This is a genomic window from Gordonia bronchialis DSM 43247 (assembly GCF_000024785.1).
GTDB classification, from domain to species: Bacteria; Actinomycetota; Actinomycetes; order Mycobacteriales; family Mycobacteriaceae; genus Gordonia; species Gordonia bronchialis.
In genome coordinates this window covers 4474731-4489695 of sequence record NC_013441.1, presented here as the reverse complement: position 1 = coordinate 4489695, position 14965 = coordinate 4474731, and the positions used below count along the sequence as shown (strand labels likewise).

The 14965-nt window shown below is 66.6% G+C and carries 15 protein-coding genes and 1 pseudogene; 8 read left to right on the top strand and 8 right to left on the bottom strand.

What is annotated here, in order from left to right; all coding sequences use genetic code 11:
• Positions 1-5: 5 nt before the first annotated feature.
• The gene (locus GBRO_RS20790; protein WP_083775638.1) at positions 6-1034 is read right to left on the bottom strand and encodes a PucR family transcriptional regulator; all 1029 of its coding nucleotides are present in this window, start codon (positions 1032-1034) and stop codon (positions 6-8) included.
• Positions 1035-1069: 35 nt separating this feature from the next.
• Positions 1070-1549: a PucR family transcriptional regulator ligand-binding domain-containing protein gene (locus tag GBRO_RS25490; protein WP_083775637.1), complete on the bottom strand. Its 480-nt coding sequence runs from the start codon at positions 1547-1549 to the stop codon at positions 1070-1072.
• A gap of 115 nt (positions 1550-1664) precedes the next feature.
• Here GBRO_RS25490 and GBRO_RS25485 point away from each other — a divergent pair.
• Positions 1665-1922 (top strand): annotated as a pseudogene (locus GBRO_RS25485) (aldehyde dehydrogenase family protein); the annotation flags it as partial.
• 74 nt (positions 1923-1996) lie between these two features.
• Here GBRO_RS25485 and fabG read toward each other — a convergent pair.
• Complete coding sequence (gene fabG / locus GBRO_RS20780; RefSeq protein WP_012835844.1) at positions 1997-2740, bottom strand: 3-oxoacyl-ACP reductase FabG; 744 nt, start codon at positions 2738-2740, stop codon at positions 1997-1999.
• Positions 2741-2773: 33 nt separating this feature from the next.
• The gene (locus tag GBRO_RS20775) at positions 2774-3946 is read right to left on the bottom strand and encodes an acyl-CoA dehydrogenase family protein (RefSeq protein ID WP_012835843.1); all 1173 of its coding nucleotides are present in this window, start codon (positions 3944-3946) and stop codon (positions 2774-2776) included.
• A gap of 130 nt (positions 3947-4076) precedes the next feature.
• Between GBRO_RS20775 and GBRO_RS20770 the strand changes: the two genes are divergently transcribed.
• Positions 4077-4745 (top strand): GntR family transcriptional regulator, encoded by a 669-nt coding sequence (locus GBRO_RS20770; protein WP_012835842.1) that lies wholly within the window; start codon positions 4077-4079, stop codon positions 4743-4745.
• A gap of 38 nt (positions 4746-4783) precedes the next feature.
• On the opposite strand, the gene GBRO_RS20765 is transcribed toward GBRO_RS20770, so the two are convergent.
• Positions 4784-5956 carry a CoA transferase gene (locus tag GBRO_RS20765; protein WP_012835841.1) on the bottom strand — a complete coding sequence of 391 codons (1173 nt, stop codon included), beginning with the start codon at positions 5954-5956 and terminating at the stop codon, positions 4784-4786.
• Between the two features lie 15 nt (positions 5957-5971).
• The gene (locus GBRO_RS20760; RefSeq protein WP_012835840.1) at positions 5972-6973 is read right to left on the bottom strand and encodes a MaoC family dehydratase; all 1002 of its coding nucleotides are present in this window, start codon (positions 6971-6973) and stop codon (positions 5972-5974) included.
• A gap of 288 nt (positions 6974-7261) precedes the next feature.
• On the opposite strand from GBRO_RS20760, the gene GBRO_RS20755 reads away from it, so the two are divergent.
• The gene (locus GBRO_RS20755) at positions 7262-8413 is read left to right on the top strand and encodes an acyl-CoA dehydrogenase family protein (RefSeq protein WP_012835839.1); all 1152 of its coding nucleotides are present in this window, start codon (positions 7262-7264) and stop codon (positions 8411-8413) included.
• Positions 8414-8431: 18 nt separating this feature from the next.
• Positions 8432-9163: a GntR family transcriptional regulator gene (locus tag GBRO_RS20750; RefSeq protein WP_012835838.1), complete on the top strand. Its 732-nt coding sequence runs from the start codon at positions 8432-8434 to the stop codon at positions 9161-9163.
• Between the two features lie 12 nt (positions 9164-9175).
• On the opposite strand, the gene GBRO_RS20745 is transcribed toward GBRO_RS20750, so the two are convergent.
• Entirely contained in the window at positions 9176-10693 is a 1518-nt protein-coding gene (locus tag GBRO_RS20745) for an MFS transporter (RefSeq protein WP_083775636.1), read from the bottom strand.
• A gap of 103 nt (positions 10694-10796) precedes the next feature.
• Here GBRO_RS20745 and GBRO_RS20740 point away from each other — a divergent pair, with 103 nt between their 5' ends.
• The 3 genes from GBRO_RS20740 (at position 10797) to GBRO_RS20730 (ending at position 12658) form a co-directional block, all read left to right on the top strand.
• Positions 10797-11276 carry a MarR family winged helix-turn-helix transcriptional regulator gene (locus GBRO_RS20740; protein ID WP_012835836.1) on the top strand — a complete coding sequence of 160 codons (480 nt, stop codon included), beginning with the start codon at positions 10797-10799 and terminating at the stop codon, positions 11274-11276.
• Complete coding sequence (locus tag GBRO_RS20735) at positions 11273-12139, top strand: SDR family oxidoreductase (RefSeq protein WP_012835835.1); 867 nt, start codon at positions 11273-11275, stop codon at positions 12137-12139. Before GBRO_RS20740 ends, GBRO_RS20735 begins: the two co-directional genes overlap by 4 nt.
• A gap of 150 nt (positions 12140-12289) precedes the next feature.
• Entirely contained in the window at positions 12290-12658 is a 369-nt protein-coding gene (locus tag GBRO_RS20730) for a histone-like nucleoid-structuring protein Lsr2 (RefSeq protein WP_012835834.1), read from the top strand.
• 265 nt (positions 12659-12923) lie between these two features.
• Here the strand turns inward: GBRO_RS20730 and GBRO_RS20725 are convergent, their stop codons facing one another.
• Complete coding sequence (locus GBRO_RS20725; protein ID WP_012835833.1) at positions 12924-13796, bottom strand: siderophore-interacting protein; 873 nt, start codon at positions 13794-13796, stop codon at positions 12924-12926.
• A gap of 95 nt (positions 13797-13891) precedes the next feature.
• On the opposite strand from GBRO_RS20725, the gene GBRO_RS20720 reads away from it, so the two are divergent.
• Positions 13892-14959, top strand: a complete 1068-nt coding sequence (locus GBRO_RS20720) for an enoyl-CoA hydratase/isomerase family protein (protein ID WP_012835832.1) — start codon at positions 13892-13894, stop codon at positions 14957-14959.
• Positions 14960-14965 lie beyond the last annotated feature (6 nt).

Sequence of the window (14965 nt, the reverse complement as noted above, 5' to 3'; positions counted from 1 at the left end):
GACCGTCAACTGCGCACGATGATGGCCAGGAGGACTTCGGCGCGCACTCGTGCAACGGAGAGATCGCAGCCGAGGATCTCCTCGGCTCGGGTGACGCGTCCGCGCAGCGTGTGGCGATGAACGTGGAGCGCCGACGCCGCAGCCTCCCACTGACCGTTGGCCTCGAGGTAGGCGCGCAGTGCGCCGAGTAGGTCGCTACCGTGCTCGGCATCGTGGGCGATCAGTGGGTCGATCAGGATCCTCGCCAGGTGATCGATGACCTGACGGGATTCCGGCGCCGACAGCAGCGCACGCCCGGCAAGGGCATTCGATTCCTCCGGCGGACCCCCGCCTCGCGCCGACGCGGCCGCGGTTCGCGACTCCTCGACGGCTGCCTGCAGGGCGTCGACCGAATGGGCACGACTCAGGCCGAGACGCAGGTCTCCGCGGTGTGCGGTCGGCAACGCCTCGAAGAGTCTCTCCGCGAACTCGGCAGTGTCACCGCCGCGCAACAGAATCATCAGGGCGTCGTGTTCGGTGATCATGAAGACCGGGCGTGCAGCGGCGAGCAATTGACCGTCGACAGCCGCGGCGACGATCTCGCGTGCGGTGTCGGAGGAAGAAGCTCGGAACAGGACGGTCAGTACCCGGATCATCTGGTTGCGATCGGCCGCACCGGCGACGATGTCGCGAGCGTGTGCCAGGTCCGCCGGGTGGGACAGCAGGATGCGGACCGCTTCGCCGTTGATCTGATTCTGCTGACCGTGAAGTCGCCGGGGCTTCTCGAAGTCGAGCGCCAACAACGAGTTCGCGTGTCCGATGAGGACCTGATGAGTGGGGTGCGGTGCGCGGTCCCGGATCACCGCCAGGTGGCCGTGCAGCGTCCTTCCGACGCGGATCGACTGCGTGATGATGACGCCGTGATCGGTCTGCGTGGCGCTGCTGACCGCAGTGTCGGCCTCGTGCGTGACGAGCGCACCGACCGAGTCGAGCATGTCGGGCGCCAGGTCGTCGGGATAGGTGTCGGTGACGCGTACCTGCGCGTCGAACAGCACGACCGCACCCTCGCAAGCGACGGCGAGTTCCTTGATCAGCGTCGACGTCCGCCGCCGAGCATCGCCCTGGTCAGGCGCGGCTGGGCGCGGGAGGCACTGATCACCGCCTCGTACTGGAGCTCGGCGATGCGGTCGATCACCGTGCGGGCAACGGCGACAAACGGCGTCGGAAGCGGAACCGTGAACAGTGCCAGACCGCATTCCTCGGCCGCGGCGACCAGTTCGGCCGGAACCGCGTCGTGGGTCAGGCCGACGCCGAATCCGACTGCGGCAGCTCCTGATTCGTGAAGGTCACGGATGTATTGGCGTCGGCCGGCAGCGTCGGCGGGCAAGGTGATGCCGGTGGTGAGGACCGCTTCGCCGCCGGCCAGCCAGTCGCCCGGGGTCCGCAGTTCCGAGGTCACCACGAAGGTGATCTCGGCGTCGACGCCGCGGCCACCGGCCACGAGGTGGAGGTCGAGTGGTCGCTGCCCGAGCAACCATCGAACCGGCACGCCGGACTGTCCCTCGGCCACCGAACACCCATTCTGTCGAACAGTCTCGCTAGATCATCGCCATTCTGGCAGATGTGTCTGACGCCGATGTGCCGCACGCTGGGATTCGACCACTCACAGAAGGCAGTCCCCCCCAATGACCACTTCCGCGCTGACCACTTCCCCGAAGCTGTCCTCCTCCGTGCCCACCGGACTCTGGCTCGCCGGCCGCAGTGTCGAGGCATCGTCGGGAGCACGGTTCGACGTCCTCAACCCCGCCACCGGCGAGGTGCTGGCGTCGGTGGCCGACGCGAATGCCAACGACGCGCTGAGCGCACTGGCGGCCGCGTCGGCGGCGCAGGCGCGGTGGGCGGCCACCCCACCCCGGACGCGTGGCGAGATCCTGCATCGCGCGTGGGAGCTCGTGACCGGAGTACCTGACGACCAAGTACATCGCGCTGACGTCGTGACGTCAGCCGACTGCGGCGATCACATGAACCGTCCGCCGGTGACCTCCAAGACGGTCCCGGTCATGTACGACGACAGATCGGACGCCAAGAACAGTGCGACAGAGGCGACTTCGGACACCTCACCGGCCCGCTGCAGCGGGATCTCGGTCATCTTCTGATCCCACGCCTTCTGCGGCATCGCTTCGGTCATCGCCGTCCGGATCAGCCCGGGTTGTATCGCGTTGACGCGGACCCCGTCGTGCGCAACCTCTTTGGCGGCGGCCTTGGTGAGTCCGACGACGCCGGCCTTGGCGGCCGAATAGTTGGTCTGACCGACGAGGCCGATCTTGCCCGACAACGAGGACAGGTTGACGATGGCACCCTTCTTGCGTTCCCGCATGATCGCGGCCGCCTTGCGGGTGCCGTTCCAGGTTCCCTTGAGGTGTACCGAGATCACCTGATCGAACTGCTCCTCGGTCATCTTGCGCATCGTTGCGTCGCGGGTGATCCCGGCGTTGTTGACCATCACGTCGACGGGGCCGAAGGCGTCGGCCCCGGCGGCCAGCAGCGCGTCGACGTCGTCCGAACTGGTCACGTCACACCGGACTCCGATGGCGCGGGCGTCACCACCGAGCCGGGTGGCGGCGGTGGCCGCGTCGGCGTCGATGTCACCGATCACGACGTGTGCGCCCTCGTCGATGAACAACTGCGCGATCGCGAAGCCGATACCCTGTGCAGCGCCGGTGATGACGGCGGTTTGATCGGCGAGAAGTGGTCCGGGCATGCGGGTGTCCTGTCTGGTGGGGTGTGCGAGGGGTCAGCGCTGGGCCGTGCGGATGAGTCCACCGCCGATGATGAGTCGTTGGATCTCGCTGGTGCCCTCGTACAGGCGGAGCAGGCGCACGTCGCGGTAGATGCGCTCCACCGCCACACCGTGCATGTAGCCGGTGCCGCCATGGATCTGGACCGCGAGATCGGCGACGTTGCCGACCATCTCGGTGCAGAACAGCTTGGCCGCCGACGGTGCGATTCGCCGATCTTCCCCGTTGACGTACTTGCGGGCGGCGTCGCGGACGAGTGCGCGCCCGGCCATCACCCCGGTCTGCTGATCGGCGATCATCGCCTGTACGAGTTGGAAGTTGCCGATCGGCGTTCCGCCCTGGGTGGCCGTCGCGGCGTAGGCGACCGACTCATCGAGGGCACGTTGTGCGGTGCCGACAGCGAGTGCGGCGATGTGGATGCGCCCGCGCGCCAGCGAGGTCATCGCCGCACGGTAGCCGGCGTCCTCGTCACCACCGACCAGCGCCGACGCGGGGACCCGGACGTCGTTGAACGACACATCCGCGGTCCAGGCGCCTTCCTGGCCCATCTTCCGGTCCTTGGCACCCACCTCGAGGCCGGGGGTGTCGGCCGGGACGAGGAACACCGCTATCCCCGTTCCGGATTCGTCGGCCGGGCGGGTTCGGGCGAACACCACGAAGAGATCGGCGACCGGTGCGTTGGTGATGAAACGCTTGTCGCCGTTGATGACCCAGTCGTCACCGTCACGGACCGCTTTGGTGCGTAGCCCGGCCGGGTTGGACCCGGCCCCGGGTTCGGTGAGGGCGAAGGAGGCGACCACGTCACCGGAGGCGATGCGCTCGAGCCACTGCACCTTCTGTTCGTCGGTGCCGAAGTTGACCAGCACCTGACCGGCGATGCCGTTGTTGGTGCCGAACATCGATCGCAACGCCAGTGACGTGTACCCGAACTCCATGGCGAGTTCGACGTCTTGGGTGAGATCGAGACCGAGCCCACCCCACTGCTGCGGAATGGCGTAACCGAACAGTCCGATCTCGGCGGCCTGGGCGCGCAGATCGTCGGGGACCGCGTCGGCGTCGAGGATCTCCTGCTCGCGAGGGATGACCTTGGTGCGGACGAAGTCTGCCACGAGATCGCGAACGGAGGTGAAGTCCTCCGCGCTCACCTCGGGGGTGGGGGTGTCGGTCACTGGCACAGATTATCAAGTATTGCGGGTAGTACTCAACTATCGCCGAGAATTCGCAGTTCATAGGCCTCGCGATTCTTCGTGATTATCAAAAACTGGCTCAGGCGCGTCGTGCACAGGTACCGTGACCACCGTGTCGACCAGTGACGATGTCCCACAGCCATCGGTCCTCAAGCAACGCGCCGCCCAGGAGATCCGACGACGGATCTTTGCCGGCGAGATGCGTCCGGGGAGCAAAGTGGACCAGGATGCGATAGCCGCCGACCTAGGTATCAGCAAGCTGCCGGTGCGTGAGGCGCTGATCGCGCTGGACGGTGAGGGCATCATCCAGGTGGCCCCACGCCGCGGTGCGTTCGTCGCGGAGCTGTCCCGCGAGGATGTGCGTGATCATTACTGGATGTTCGGGCTGATCTCGGGCATCGCCGCCGAGCGGGCCGTCGCACACCTGACCGAGAACGACATAGCCGCGCTCGACGACCTCGCCACCGCCATGGAAAGCGAAGCCAGCGGTACCTCCCGTGATGGCCTCAACAATGAGTTCCATCGAATCATCAACCGCGCGGCCGGTTCTCGCCGTCTGCTGGCCGAGCTCAAGCTGCTCAGCAACGCCATTCCGGACGGCTTCTACGACGAGCATCCGGAGTGGATCGCCGACGCGATGCGCGATCACCGGGAGATCGTCGACGTCCTGCGGTCCCGCTCGGCGGGAATGGTGCGCACCTTGATCGAAGGCCACTTCCTGCGGGCCGGGAACCAGGCCGTGACGGTGCTCGCGGAGCGGGGATTCTGGTCTGCGGAGTGATGGCGGGCGGCTGGACCGGCAATGCGTGAGGCAGCGAATCAGCTGACGCCCGAACCCAAGTCGGGTGCGGGGCCGGTATGGAAGTGCTCACCGTCGAAGCGTGCCGGCAGGCCCGCGGCCAGGTACTCGCCGATGCCGGGCTGATCGACGGTTGCGAACAGGTCGTTGTGGGCGAGCGTGCCGGCGGACACCACCTCGTCGAAGCTCCGATAACGTTGTGCCAGGACGGAAGTGGCGTTGAGCGCGGTGCACACGTGGTCGGTGGAGTGGTCGGCGAACCACTTGCCGAACAGCGCATTGAGTACGGCTCGGTGCTCGAAACGGTCTGTTTCCGAATCGAAGTCGGCGCCCAGTGCTGTCTCGAGGGACGCCACCACCTGCTCGGTTCCAGTAACCGACACGAGGTCACGAAAGTGACGGCGGGTCAACGCGACCACCATCACCCGCCCGCCGTCGGCGGTCTCGAAATCGGTTCCGTACGTGCCGTAGACGTCATTGCCGGTAGCTGGTCGTCCACTGCTGTTCACCTGGGGCTCGGTGAGATATCCGAGTGCCGAGGAGATCGACAGGGCCGTGTCCTCGAGCGGTAGGCGGATGGCGGCGCCGACGCCGGTGGCCTCACGGCGTCGGACCGCCGCGGTGATGGCCAGCGCGGCGTAGAGTCCGCAGACCACATCCCAGGCGGGGAGTACTTGATTGACCGGTCCGTCGTGGTCGGTCGGCCCGGTGAGCAGCGGGAAGCCGAGTCCGGCGTTGACGGTGTAGTCCACCGCCGGGGTGCCGTCGCTGCCGCCGAGCAGTTCGAGGGTGATGACGTCGGGCCGGATCGCCGACAGCGTCGCGTGGCTCATCCAGTCACGGCCACCGGCGTTGGTGACCAGAATCCCGCCGCCGGCGCCGGATTCGGTGACGAGGTCCTGAATCGTCTGCTGTCCCTCCGGGCTTCGCATATCGACGGTGACGGAGTGCTTGCCCTTGTTCAGTCCGGTCCAGTAGATCGACGTCCCTACGGGTGCCCCATTGTGTCCATCCGTGTGCGGCCAGCGGTTGATGTCGGCGGCTCCGCCAATCGGATCGACCCGAATGACCGTGGCGCCCAACTGTGCAAGGGTCAGCCCGCACAGGGGAGAGGCCACAAAGCTGGACACCTCCACGATGTGCAGCCCGTCGAGCGGTCGGCGCGCGGGAGTTCCGGTGGTGTGCTGGGTCAAGAGGTGCTCCTCGGGTCAGGCCATGAGGGCCCAGAAGGTCCAGTCGAGGACCTCGGCGGGGTTGTTACCGGGTCGGTGTGCGGACACCACCGACCGCAGATGTACGAGCCCGCCGGTGTTCAGCGGAGTCGCGTCGAGAACGGTGAGTTCGCTGGTGAGCGTGTCACCTTCGTGCACGGGACCGGTGTGATCACAGGAATCCCACGACGTGACGGTGAGCAGATTGGGGAGGGCCCGGGTCGCCTGGGCCAGCGCCAGCCCGATGGTGTGTCCGCCGTACACGAGACGACCGTGCACACCGATCCGCTCATCATGGTGGGTGGCAGCCACATTCAGCGTTGCGCGGGCGAGCTCCGGTGCGCTGGAGACCACGTCGGCGCTGGAGTGATAGACCCGTCCGGCCAGATCGAGCGAGAAGTGCCGGCCGGCAACATTGTCGCGAAAAGCTGCCAGATCCCAATCGGGCAGCACCGGCGCGGACACCTCGCCCGGCCCGACGGTGGACAGGTCGTCGGCGTGCATCGTGCGATCGGGGCGGGCATCCGGCGACAACGGCAGCATCGCGCAACGGTAGAAGTCGAGCACCGGACCACCGTGTTGATCGGTGGTGATCATGTGCAGAGCAGCCAGTCCGGTGGGCGCCCGCCCTGGCTTTGGTGTGTTCTCCCGGAGGCCGACGACCTCGGTGACCGTGGTGAGAGTGTCCCCGATCGTGGGGTAGCTCAGGAACCGCAGCCCGCGGTAGAACAGGTTGGCTTTCACATGATGGGTGGCGATGGTGGACTGTCCGATCGCCAGATCGGAGACGAGCCCGGGGTGGGCAACCGCGCCGGTGTCCGCGCCGGTGACACACGCCGACAGATGTGCGTCGAGCGGTAGCCGGAGGCGATCGCCGACGATCGACTGATGGACCGCGGCGAGGCCGTCGGTGAGGGTGGCCGACGGCGCGTCGTCGAAGACCTGCCCGTGGTGCAGATCGTCGAAGTACGGTCCGCCCACCGCGATGGGTTCACTCATGATCTCCGCTCACCTGCCACGCGGTGCCCCTCTCGGCCGGACGAAAATGTGCGGCCAAATGGCCACTGCGTAGGCACAGTAGCGCGCTCGGTCGCTGAGCGGAAGGGGGTGGGTTCCGGGAGGGTATCGAGCCCCAGTTCCGGAGAGCCGCACGGAGGTCCGGACACGCAGGTGGCGCGGACACGGCGGCCCCTTCTCGCCGGCCGCGTCGGCTCCGGTTGACATCCGCTGAGCCGGATCTCTAAATTGGCCGTACAAATCCGTTCGAGATGAAGCCGGGTACCCGCAGTGAGCGATCTGAACGCCGAAGAAGCCTTCCTCGTCGAGACCGTACGCGCGTTCATCGACCGTGACGTCAGGCCGACGGTGCAGCAGGTCGAGCACGACAACGCCTATCCGGCGACGTGGATCGAGCAGATGAAGCAGATCGGCATCTACGGTCTCGCGGTGCCCGAGGAGTACGGCGGGTCGCCGGTGTCGATGCCGTGCTACGCCCGGGTGACCCAGGAACTCGCGCGCGGATGGATGAGCCTCGCCGGCGCCATGGGCGGGCACACCGTCGTCGCCAAACTGCTCACCCTCTTCGGTACCGAGGAGCAGAAGCAGACCTACCTGCCACGCCTGGCGACCGGTGAGATGCGGGCGACGATGGCGTTGACCGAGCCGGGTGGCGGATCGGATCTGCAGAGCATGACAACTCTCGCCAGAGAAGAGGGCGACGACCTGGTGATCTCGGGGTCCAAGACCTGGATCTCCAACGCCCGCCGCTCGGGTCTGATCGCGTTGCTGTGCAAGACCGACCCCAAAGCGCAACCACGACACCGGGGAATCTCCATCGTGTTGTGCGAACACGGCCCGGGACTGACGGTGTCGCGCGATCTGCCGAAGCTCGGCTACAAGGGTGTCGAGAGCTGTGAGCTGTCCTTCGACGGTTATCGCGTTCCACGCTCGGCGATTCTGGGATCGGTTGCCGGTAAAGGGTTCTCCCAGATGATGAAGGGGTTGGAGACCGGGCGCATCCAAGTCGCCTGCCGTGCACTGGGAGTCGCGACCGCCGCGTTGGAGGATTCACTCGCCTACGCCCAGCAGCGGGAGTCCTTCGGGCAGCCGATCTGGAAGCATCAGTCGATCGGCAACTACCTGGCCGACATGGCCACCAAATTGACCGCCGCTCGGCAGCTCACGTGGCATGCCGCCGAGCAGTACGACCGTGGCCGACGTTGCGACATGGAGGCGGGCATGGCGAAGCTGTACGCGTCGGAGGTGGCAATGGAGATCGCTCTCAACGCCGTGCGCATTCACGGCGGGTACGGCTATTCGACGGAGTTCGACATCGAACGTTACTTCCGGGACGCGCCGCTGATGATCGTCGGCGAGGGCACCAACGAGATCCAGCGCAATGTGATCGCCGCTCAGCTCGTCGCGCGCGGTGGTCTCTGACGTGATGGGCCGCGTGTCGTGACCGGGCTACCCGCATACCGATCGCTCGCCGACGACCTGCGTGCGCGAATTGCGCAGGGCCGCTACCCCGATGGGGTCCGGTTGCCGACCGAGTCCGAGCTGTCCGCAGAGTACGGGCTGAGTCGGCAGACCGTCCGTCGGGCCTTTCAGGATCTCGTGTCCGAGGGAGTGGTGTACCGGGTTCCGGGCCGGGGCACCTTTGCAACCGACGGCGGCGGACGCTACCTACGGCAGCTCGGTTCGATCGAGGATCTGATGAACCTCTCCGCCGACACCGCGATGACGGTTCTCCGCTCTCCCTCGCGGCGGGTCGATCTCGAGGCCGCCGGGCGTCTGCGTCTGGACACCGATGTGGTGTACCGCATCGTCTTTGCGCGCCAGCACGGCGACGTGCCGTTTGTGGTGACCACCGTGTGGTGGCCGGAACCGATCGCGGCGCACCTGCTCGATCACCCCGATCTCGTCTGCGGCGCAACGAGTTCACACACGATGATCGGACTACTGGAACCGCACCTGTCCCATCCCATCGACGAGTGTGCGCAGTCCATCACGGCGGTGACGGCGACGGCGGAGCTGGCGAGCGGACTCGGATGCGCCGAGGGTGAGGCGGTGTTGCGGGTCGACCGCCTCTACACCGATTCGCGCGGGGACGCGGTGGAATTGGCGGTCAGTCACTTCCTGCCCGAGCACTACACCTACCGGGTCACCCTGCGGCGAGCGCTCCGATAGACGCCGTCGGTCTCATGCCTCGGCGGCGACCTGGGTCCGGTTGTCCACAGCGCTCGGGGCCGGGGTATCGGGACGTGAGTTGGGGATGCACAGCGTGATGGCCACACCGACGAATGCGGCGGCCGCGGCAATCAGGAAGCACCAGTGGAACGTTGACTGATCGGGGAACTCGCGGCCGAAGTAGGTGTTCGTCGACGTGGCGAGGACCAGGGCCATGACGGCCGAGGCGACCGTGGTGCCGATGGAGCGCATCAGGCCGTTGAGTCCGACCGCGGCACCGGCCTCGGTGATGGGCACCGCCCCCATGATGAGGGTGGGCATGGCGGCATACCCGATACCCACGCCGGCGGAACCGATGATGGACGCGAGCATGAGCTGCCACGGGGAGCTCATCAGGAACAGCGCCACCACGTATCCGATGCCCAGGACGGTGGCACCGATCGCCAGGGTGAACTTGGCGCCGATCTTGTTGATCAGCAGCCCCGACACCGGGGACAGCAGCATCATCATCAGGCCACCGGGAGCCATCCACAGACCCGCGGCCAGGATGGACTGCCCCAGGCCGTACCCGGTGAAGGCGGGGGTTTCCAACAGCGCCGGGATGACGATCGCCTGCGCCATCATGCCGAATCCGACAGCGACGGCGGCGAGGTTGGTCAGCAGCACCGCCGGCCGGGCGGTGGTGCGCAGGTCGACCAGCGGATCCTGCTGGCGCACTTCGTACAAGCCCCATGCCACGAGCACCGCCAGCCCGCCGATGAGCAAGCCGATCGTGGCGCCCGACGACCAGCCCCAGTCGTTACCCTTGGACACGGCGATGAGAGCGGCGACCAGACCGACGGCCAGGCCGATCGCGCCGGGCACGTCGAGTTTGCCGCCGGCGGCATCGGGGACGTGCGGAACCACCACGACGATGGCCAGCGTCACGATGGCGGCCAGGACCGTGGAGACCCAGAACAGGGTGTGCCAGGTCCATTCCTGAGAGATCCAGGCAGCCAGCGGGAGGCCGATGGCGCCGCCCACACCCAGGGTCGCACTCATGGCGGCCACCGCCATCGACGTCAGCCGCGGTGGGGTGACCTCGCGCATGAGGCTGATGCCCACCGGGATCAGGCCCATCGCCAGACCCTGGACCGCGCGGCCGGCGACCAGCGGCCACACCGATGTGCTGAGGGCGCAGATCAATGAGCCGACAATGAGCAGAATGCCGCTGCCGACCAGGATTCGCTGTTTGCCGAACATGTCGCCGAGACGTCCGGCGATCGGCATGGCGACGGCGGCGGCCAGCAGGGTCGCGGTGATGATCCATGACGCACTGGAGATCGATGTCCCGAGCAGAGCCGGGAGTTCGGGCTGAACCGGGATGATCAGCGTCTGCATCAGTGAGGCGATCAAACCGGCGAAGCACAGGGTGATGACGGTGCCCATCGCACCGGCGGCGGACGTCTGGGCGTGTGGGACCTCGGTGTCGTCGACGACCTGAAGGTGCGGCGCCTGGCTCGGATCTGGCTTCTTGCTTGTCACGGGCATACTCCACTGGCCGCATCGTGTGCGGTGTATGCAGACTACATATGTACCCTACATACAGCGAATCGGACAAATCCCCTGCCTGCATGAATAAGGTGGTCCAGACGTGGCATCTGTGGACGACAAGTCGATCTGGCCGGTGCCCTTGTACGGCGATCTCGCCGACGAACTGCTCCGCCTAACCCGTCGGAAGCCGGCGATGCATCCCGACTCGGTCCTGGACAATTCCGCGTTCACCATCCTCTGGGTGTTGTCCGACGGGCGTGCCCGCACGCTGCGTGAGCTCACCGTCGAGCTTGATCTCGAGCAGTCGACGGTGAACCGCCAGGTGAATGCGGCAATCAAGCAGGGTTATCTGGAGCGGTTCGCTGTCGAGGGGTCCCTCTCCCGTCGTATTCGCCCCACCGAGCGGGGTCGCGAGGCGTTCGACCACGACGGTCTGCTGCGAGCGCAACGTCTCGAGCGCGTCTTCGCCGACCTGTCGCCCGGCACCCCCGAAGCGCTATTGCACGAGTTACGGGCCTACAACGACGCCTATGACCGCGCGTTGCACCGCCAGGACCACGCCTCGCGGGTCGCGAGATGAGCACGTATGCGGTGACCGGCTCGGCGTCGGGAATGGGCGCGGCGGTCGCCGAATCCCTGCGCGCGGCGGGTCACACGGTCATCGGGATCGACCGGCCCGGAACCGACGCCGACATCACCGCCGATCTGTCCACTCATGACGGCCGGCATGCGGCCATCGTAGGCGTCATCGAGCGGTGTGACGGCCGGCTCGACGGTGCGGTGTTGGCCGCTGGGCTCGGCCCACGGCGCGGGCAGGAACAGACGATCCTGGATGTGAACGTGCTCGGGGTCACCGAACTCCTCACCGCCTGGCGGACTGCGCTGGCGGCCTCCGGAAATGCGAAAGTGGTTGTCTTCGGCTCGAATTCGACCACCTCGACCCCACTCGTGCCGCGTCGCGCAGTCCGCCGTCTCCTCGGCGGGGATGCCGTGGCGGCGGCGCGCCAGATACGTCGACGGGGCCAGGTGGCCGCACCGGCGGCCTACGCCGCGTCGAAGATCGCCGTCGCCCAATGGTGTCGGCTGCACGGCACCCGGCCGGAGTGGGCCGGCGCGGGCATCCGGGTGAACGTCATCGCGCCCGGGCCGGTGATGACGCCTCTGCTGCGCTCCCAGCTCGACGGTGCGCAGGGCAAGAACGTCCGGTCGTTCCCGGTCCCGGTGCGCGAATACGGAACCCCGGAACAGCTCGCCGCCTGGGTCATGATGATGCTCTCCGACAATGCCGATTTCCTGTGCGGAGCGGTCATCACGGTCGACGGCGGTACCGAAGCCCTGCTGCGGGCCCGGGACTGGCCTCACCGGCTGCCGCTGCGGTCGATACCGAAACTGTTGTGGCGCATGTACCGGGCGCCCAAGGATGGCCAGGTCGCTGCGTACTGACGCCGGCGCAGACGTCCGTCTGGGACGAATTGCGCAATCACGCGGACAGTGATCAAGCCAACAAATATCCGGTGTGCGGAATTAGCCCACGCGGCACTCCGACCCCCCGGCGTCTGCGGTAATTCGGCGTTTATCGGTTAACCTGGACGCATGGCAAAAATCCAGAAAGTCACATTTGTTGATGACCTCGACGGTCACGAGATCGATTCCGATGATGCGCACACGGTTTCGTGGTCGTGGCTGGGTGTGGATTATGAGCTGGATGTGTCCTCGGCCAATTTGGACAAGGTCGAGAACGGCAAGGTGACCGTCGCCAAGCTGCTCGACGTCTCGACCCGAGTCGGCGGGCGCAAGCGAGCAACCACCACCCGCTCCAATTCGGCCCCGAGTTCCTCGTCGAAGTCCTCGTCGTCGCCCACCACCGAGATCCGTGAGTGGGCAATCGGTGCCGGCTACGACGTCGCTCCCCGTGGGCGTCTTCCCAAGGACATCGTCGACGCCTACGAAGCGGCTCACTGACCGAGGTATGCGCTCTGCGTCGTCGTGACTCGCGACCACCCATCGACCCGATGCACCCGTCTTGGACGGGTGCATCGGTCGTTGTCGGGGGTGGAGTGTGGTTGCGGATACTGTTGGCTCGCTTGTGGTTTCGATACGCGACGGGCTCGCAAGCTCGCTCGTCGCTACTCAACCAGCAGGGGTGGGCTTCGCTACTCAACAAATAGGGTGGGAGTCGCTACTCAACCAGCAGGGGTTGGCGTCGCTATTCGACCAGTGCCGGTGATCAGAGACCGGCACGTTCGAGCGCCTCGTCGAATTCCTCTGCCGCCTGCTTTTCGGTCTTGCCGTCTGCTATCGCCCGCCGGTAGACGTCGAACAATCCGTTACCGCGTTCCTCGAACTGCCGGGACCACCGCTCGCCGTCGTGTCGCCAATAACCGATGATGTCGTAATCGTCTCGGCCCCAACCGAGTTCGCTACGCACATATTTCCGCACCGAGCGGGATTCGGCGGCCTCGCCGGCAAACCAGCAATAGCCGCGTCCCGGTGGGAGATCGAGATCTCGCATTCTCGCCGCCAGGCGGCTCGGGGTGTATCCGTTGCCGCCGACGTCAGACAGGTGAGTACCCGCGAACTCGGGAAGCAACTCGACGTCGGAGGGATCGCCGAGTTCGGTGACGACGATCAATGGCGCGTCGTCGTCACTCTCGGTGAGAATGCGTGCGAGTGCGGGCAGGGCGGCGAGGTCGGCGACAAGTATCTGCCAATCGGTCTCGGGTGGTGGGCGGTACCAGCCCCGCGCGTGCGACATCGTCACCCGATCGCCGGGTCGGGCGCGCTGGGCGAATTCGGTGACCGGGCCGGTCGAATGGATCACGACGTCGATCACGACGCTGCCCGTCGCGGCATCGAGGTGGCGAATCGAATAGTTGCGTACCTGCGGTGCGACGTCGATGTCATGGAAGGCCCACACCCCGTCGCGGCAGCTCATATCGGGGACGTCGTGTTCGCCGGCCGACGGAACATAGAGTCCCACCGCCTCGTCGGCGACCCCCGGCAGGCTGAGTCGGCCGAGGTCGTCGACGTCGAACACGAGGCGCCGAAACCGGGGGTTGAGATCCTCGACGTCGCGTATGCGGGCTTTCGAGTAGCTCATGAGTCCACGGTAGAGGTAACGGACGTGGACATATTTACTTGGATATGCAAGCATTCGGTGCGACCCACTTCACCTGTTTCACCGAGGAGACGTCCGTGACCGAACCGTCCGTGCTCGCCGACAAGGCCGGGTCGGCCGCATACCTGGTGCTCAACCGGCCCGCATCGATCAATGCGCTCGACCACGAGATGGTGCTCGAGATGGCACGTCTGCTCGAGGAATGGGCCGACGACGACACGGTGAAGTCGGTTGTCGTCTCCGGTGCCGGAGAGCGCGGATTTTGCGCGGGCGGCGACATCGTCGCCATCCATCGCGACGCCTCGGCATGCAGCGGTGCACCCGGCGAGGGGGACGCGCAGGCCGACGAGTCGCCGTCGGCAAAGTTCTGGTGGGACGAATACCGTCTCAACGCCGGGATCGCCGCCTACCCCAAGCCCTACGTGGCGCTCATGGACGGGATCGTCATGGGTGGCGGAGTGGGCATCTCGGCGCACGGCAACACCCGGATCGTCACCGACCGCACGCGTCTGGCCATGCCCGAGGTCGGTATCGGGTTCGTCCCCGACGTCGGCGGAACGCACCTGCTGTCGCGGGTTCCGGACAACCTGGGACTCTACGCCGCACTCACCGCGAACCCGCTCAACGGTGCCGACGCCATCGCGCTCGGCCTCGCCGACCACTACGTTCCGGCGGAGAGACTCGCCGACTTCCGAGCCGCAGTGGGCGACTCCGGGGTCCACGACGCGGTGGCACGCTTCGCCATCGAGCCACCGGCTGCCCCCATCGCCGAGCGGCGTGACTGGATCGCGCACGCGTTCGCGGCCGACACGGTCACCGAGATCGTGGCACGCTGCCGCGCGGTCGGTACGCCCGACGCGGCGAAGGTGGCCGACACCATCGCCGCGAAAAGCCCGACGGCACTGGCGGTCACCTTGCGATCGGTACGGGCCGCCGCCGACGATGCCTCGCTCGAGGACACCCTGGTGCGTGAATACCGCGTGTCGGTGCGGTGCCTGGAGCATCCGGACATGGCCGAGGGGATCCGGGCCCAGGTCATCGACAAGGACCGCAATCCGGCCTGGGCGCCGGATGCGTCCCCGGAACAACTCGACGCCTTCTTCGCGCCGCTACCGCGCGACCTCACCTTCGACGCCGACAATTAGGAGATC

Bases quoted from the DNA above. Each gene is read 5' to 3' on its own strand.
- GBRO_RS20725 (WP_012835833.1), bottom strand. From the start codon at position 13,796: ATGAGCTACTCGAAAGCCCGCATACGCGACGTCGAGGATCTCAACCCC.
- GBRO_RS20730 (WP_012835834.1), top strand. From the start codon at position 12,290: ATGGCAAAAATCCAGAAAGTCACATTTGTTGATGACCTCGACGGTCAC.
- GBRO_RS20760 (WP_012835840.1), bottom strand. From the start codon at position 6,973: ATGAGTGAACCCATCGCGGTGGGCGGACCGTACTTCGACGATCTGCAC.
- GBRO_RS20745 (WP_083775636.1), bottom strand. From the start codon at position 10,693: ATGCCCGTGACAAGCAAGAAGCCAGATCCGAGCCAGGCGCCGCACCTT.
- fabG (WP_012835844.1), bottom strand. From the start codon at position 2,740: ATGCCCGGACCACTTCTCGCCGATCAAACCGCCGTCATCACCGGCGCT.
- GBRO_RS20735 (WP_012835835.1), top strand. From the start codon at position 11,273: ATGAGCACGTATGCGGTGACCGGCTCGGCGTCGGGAATGGGCGCGGCG.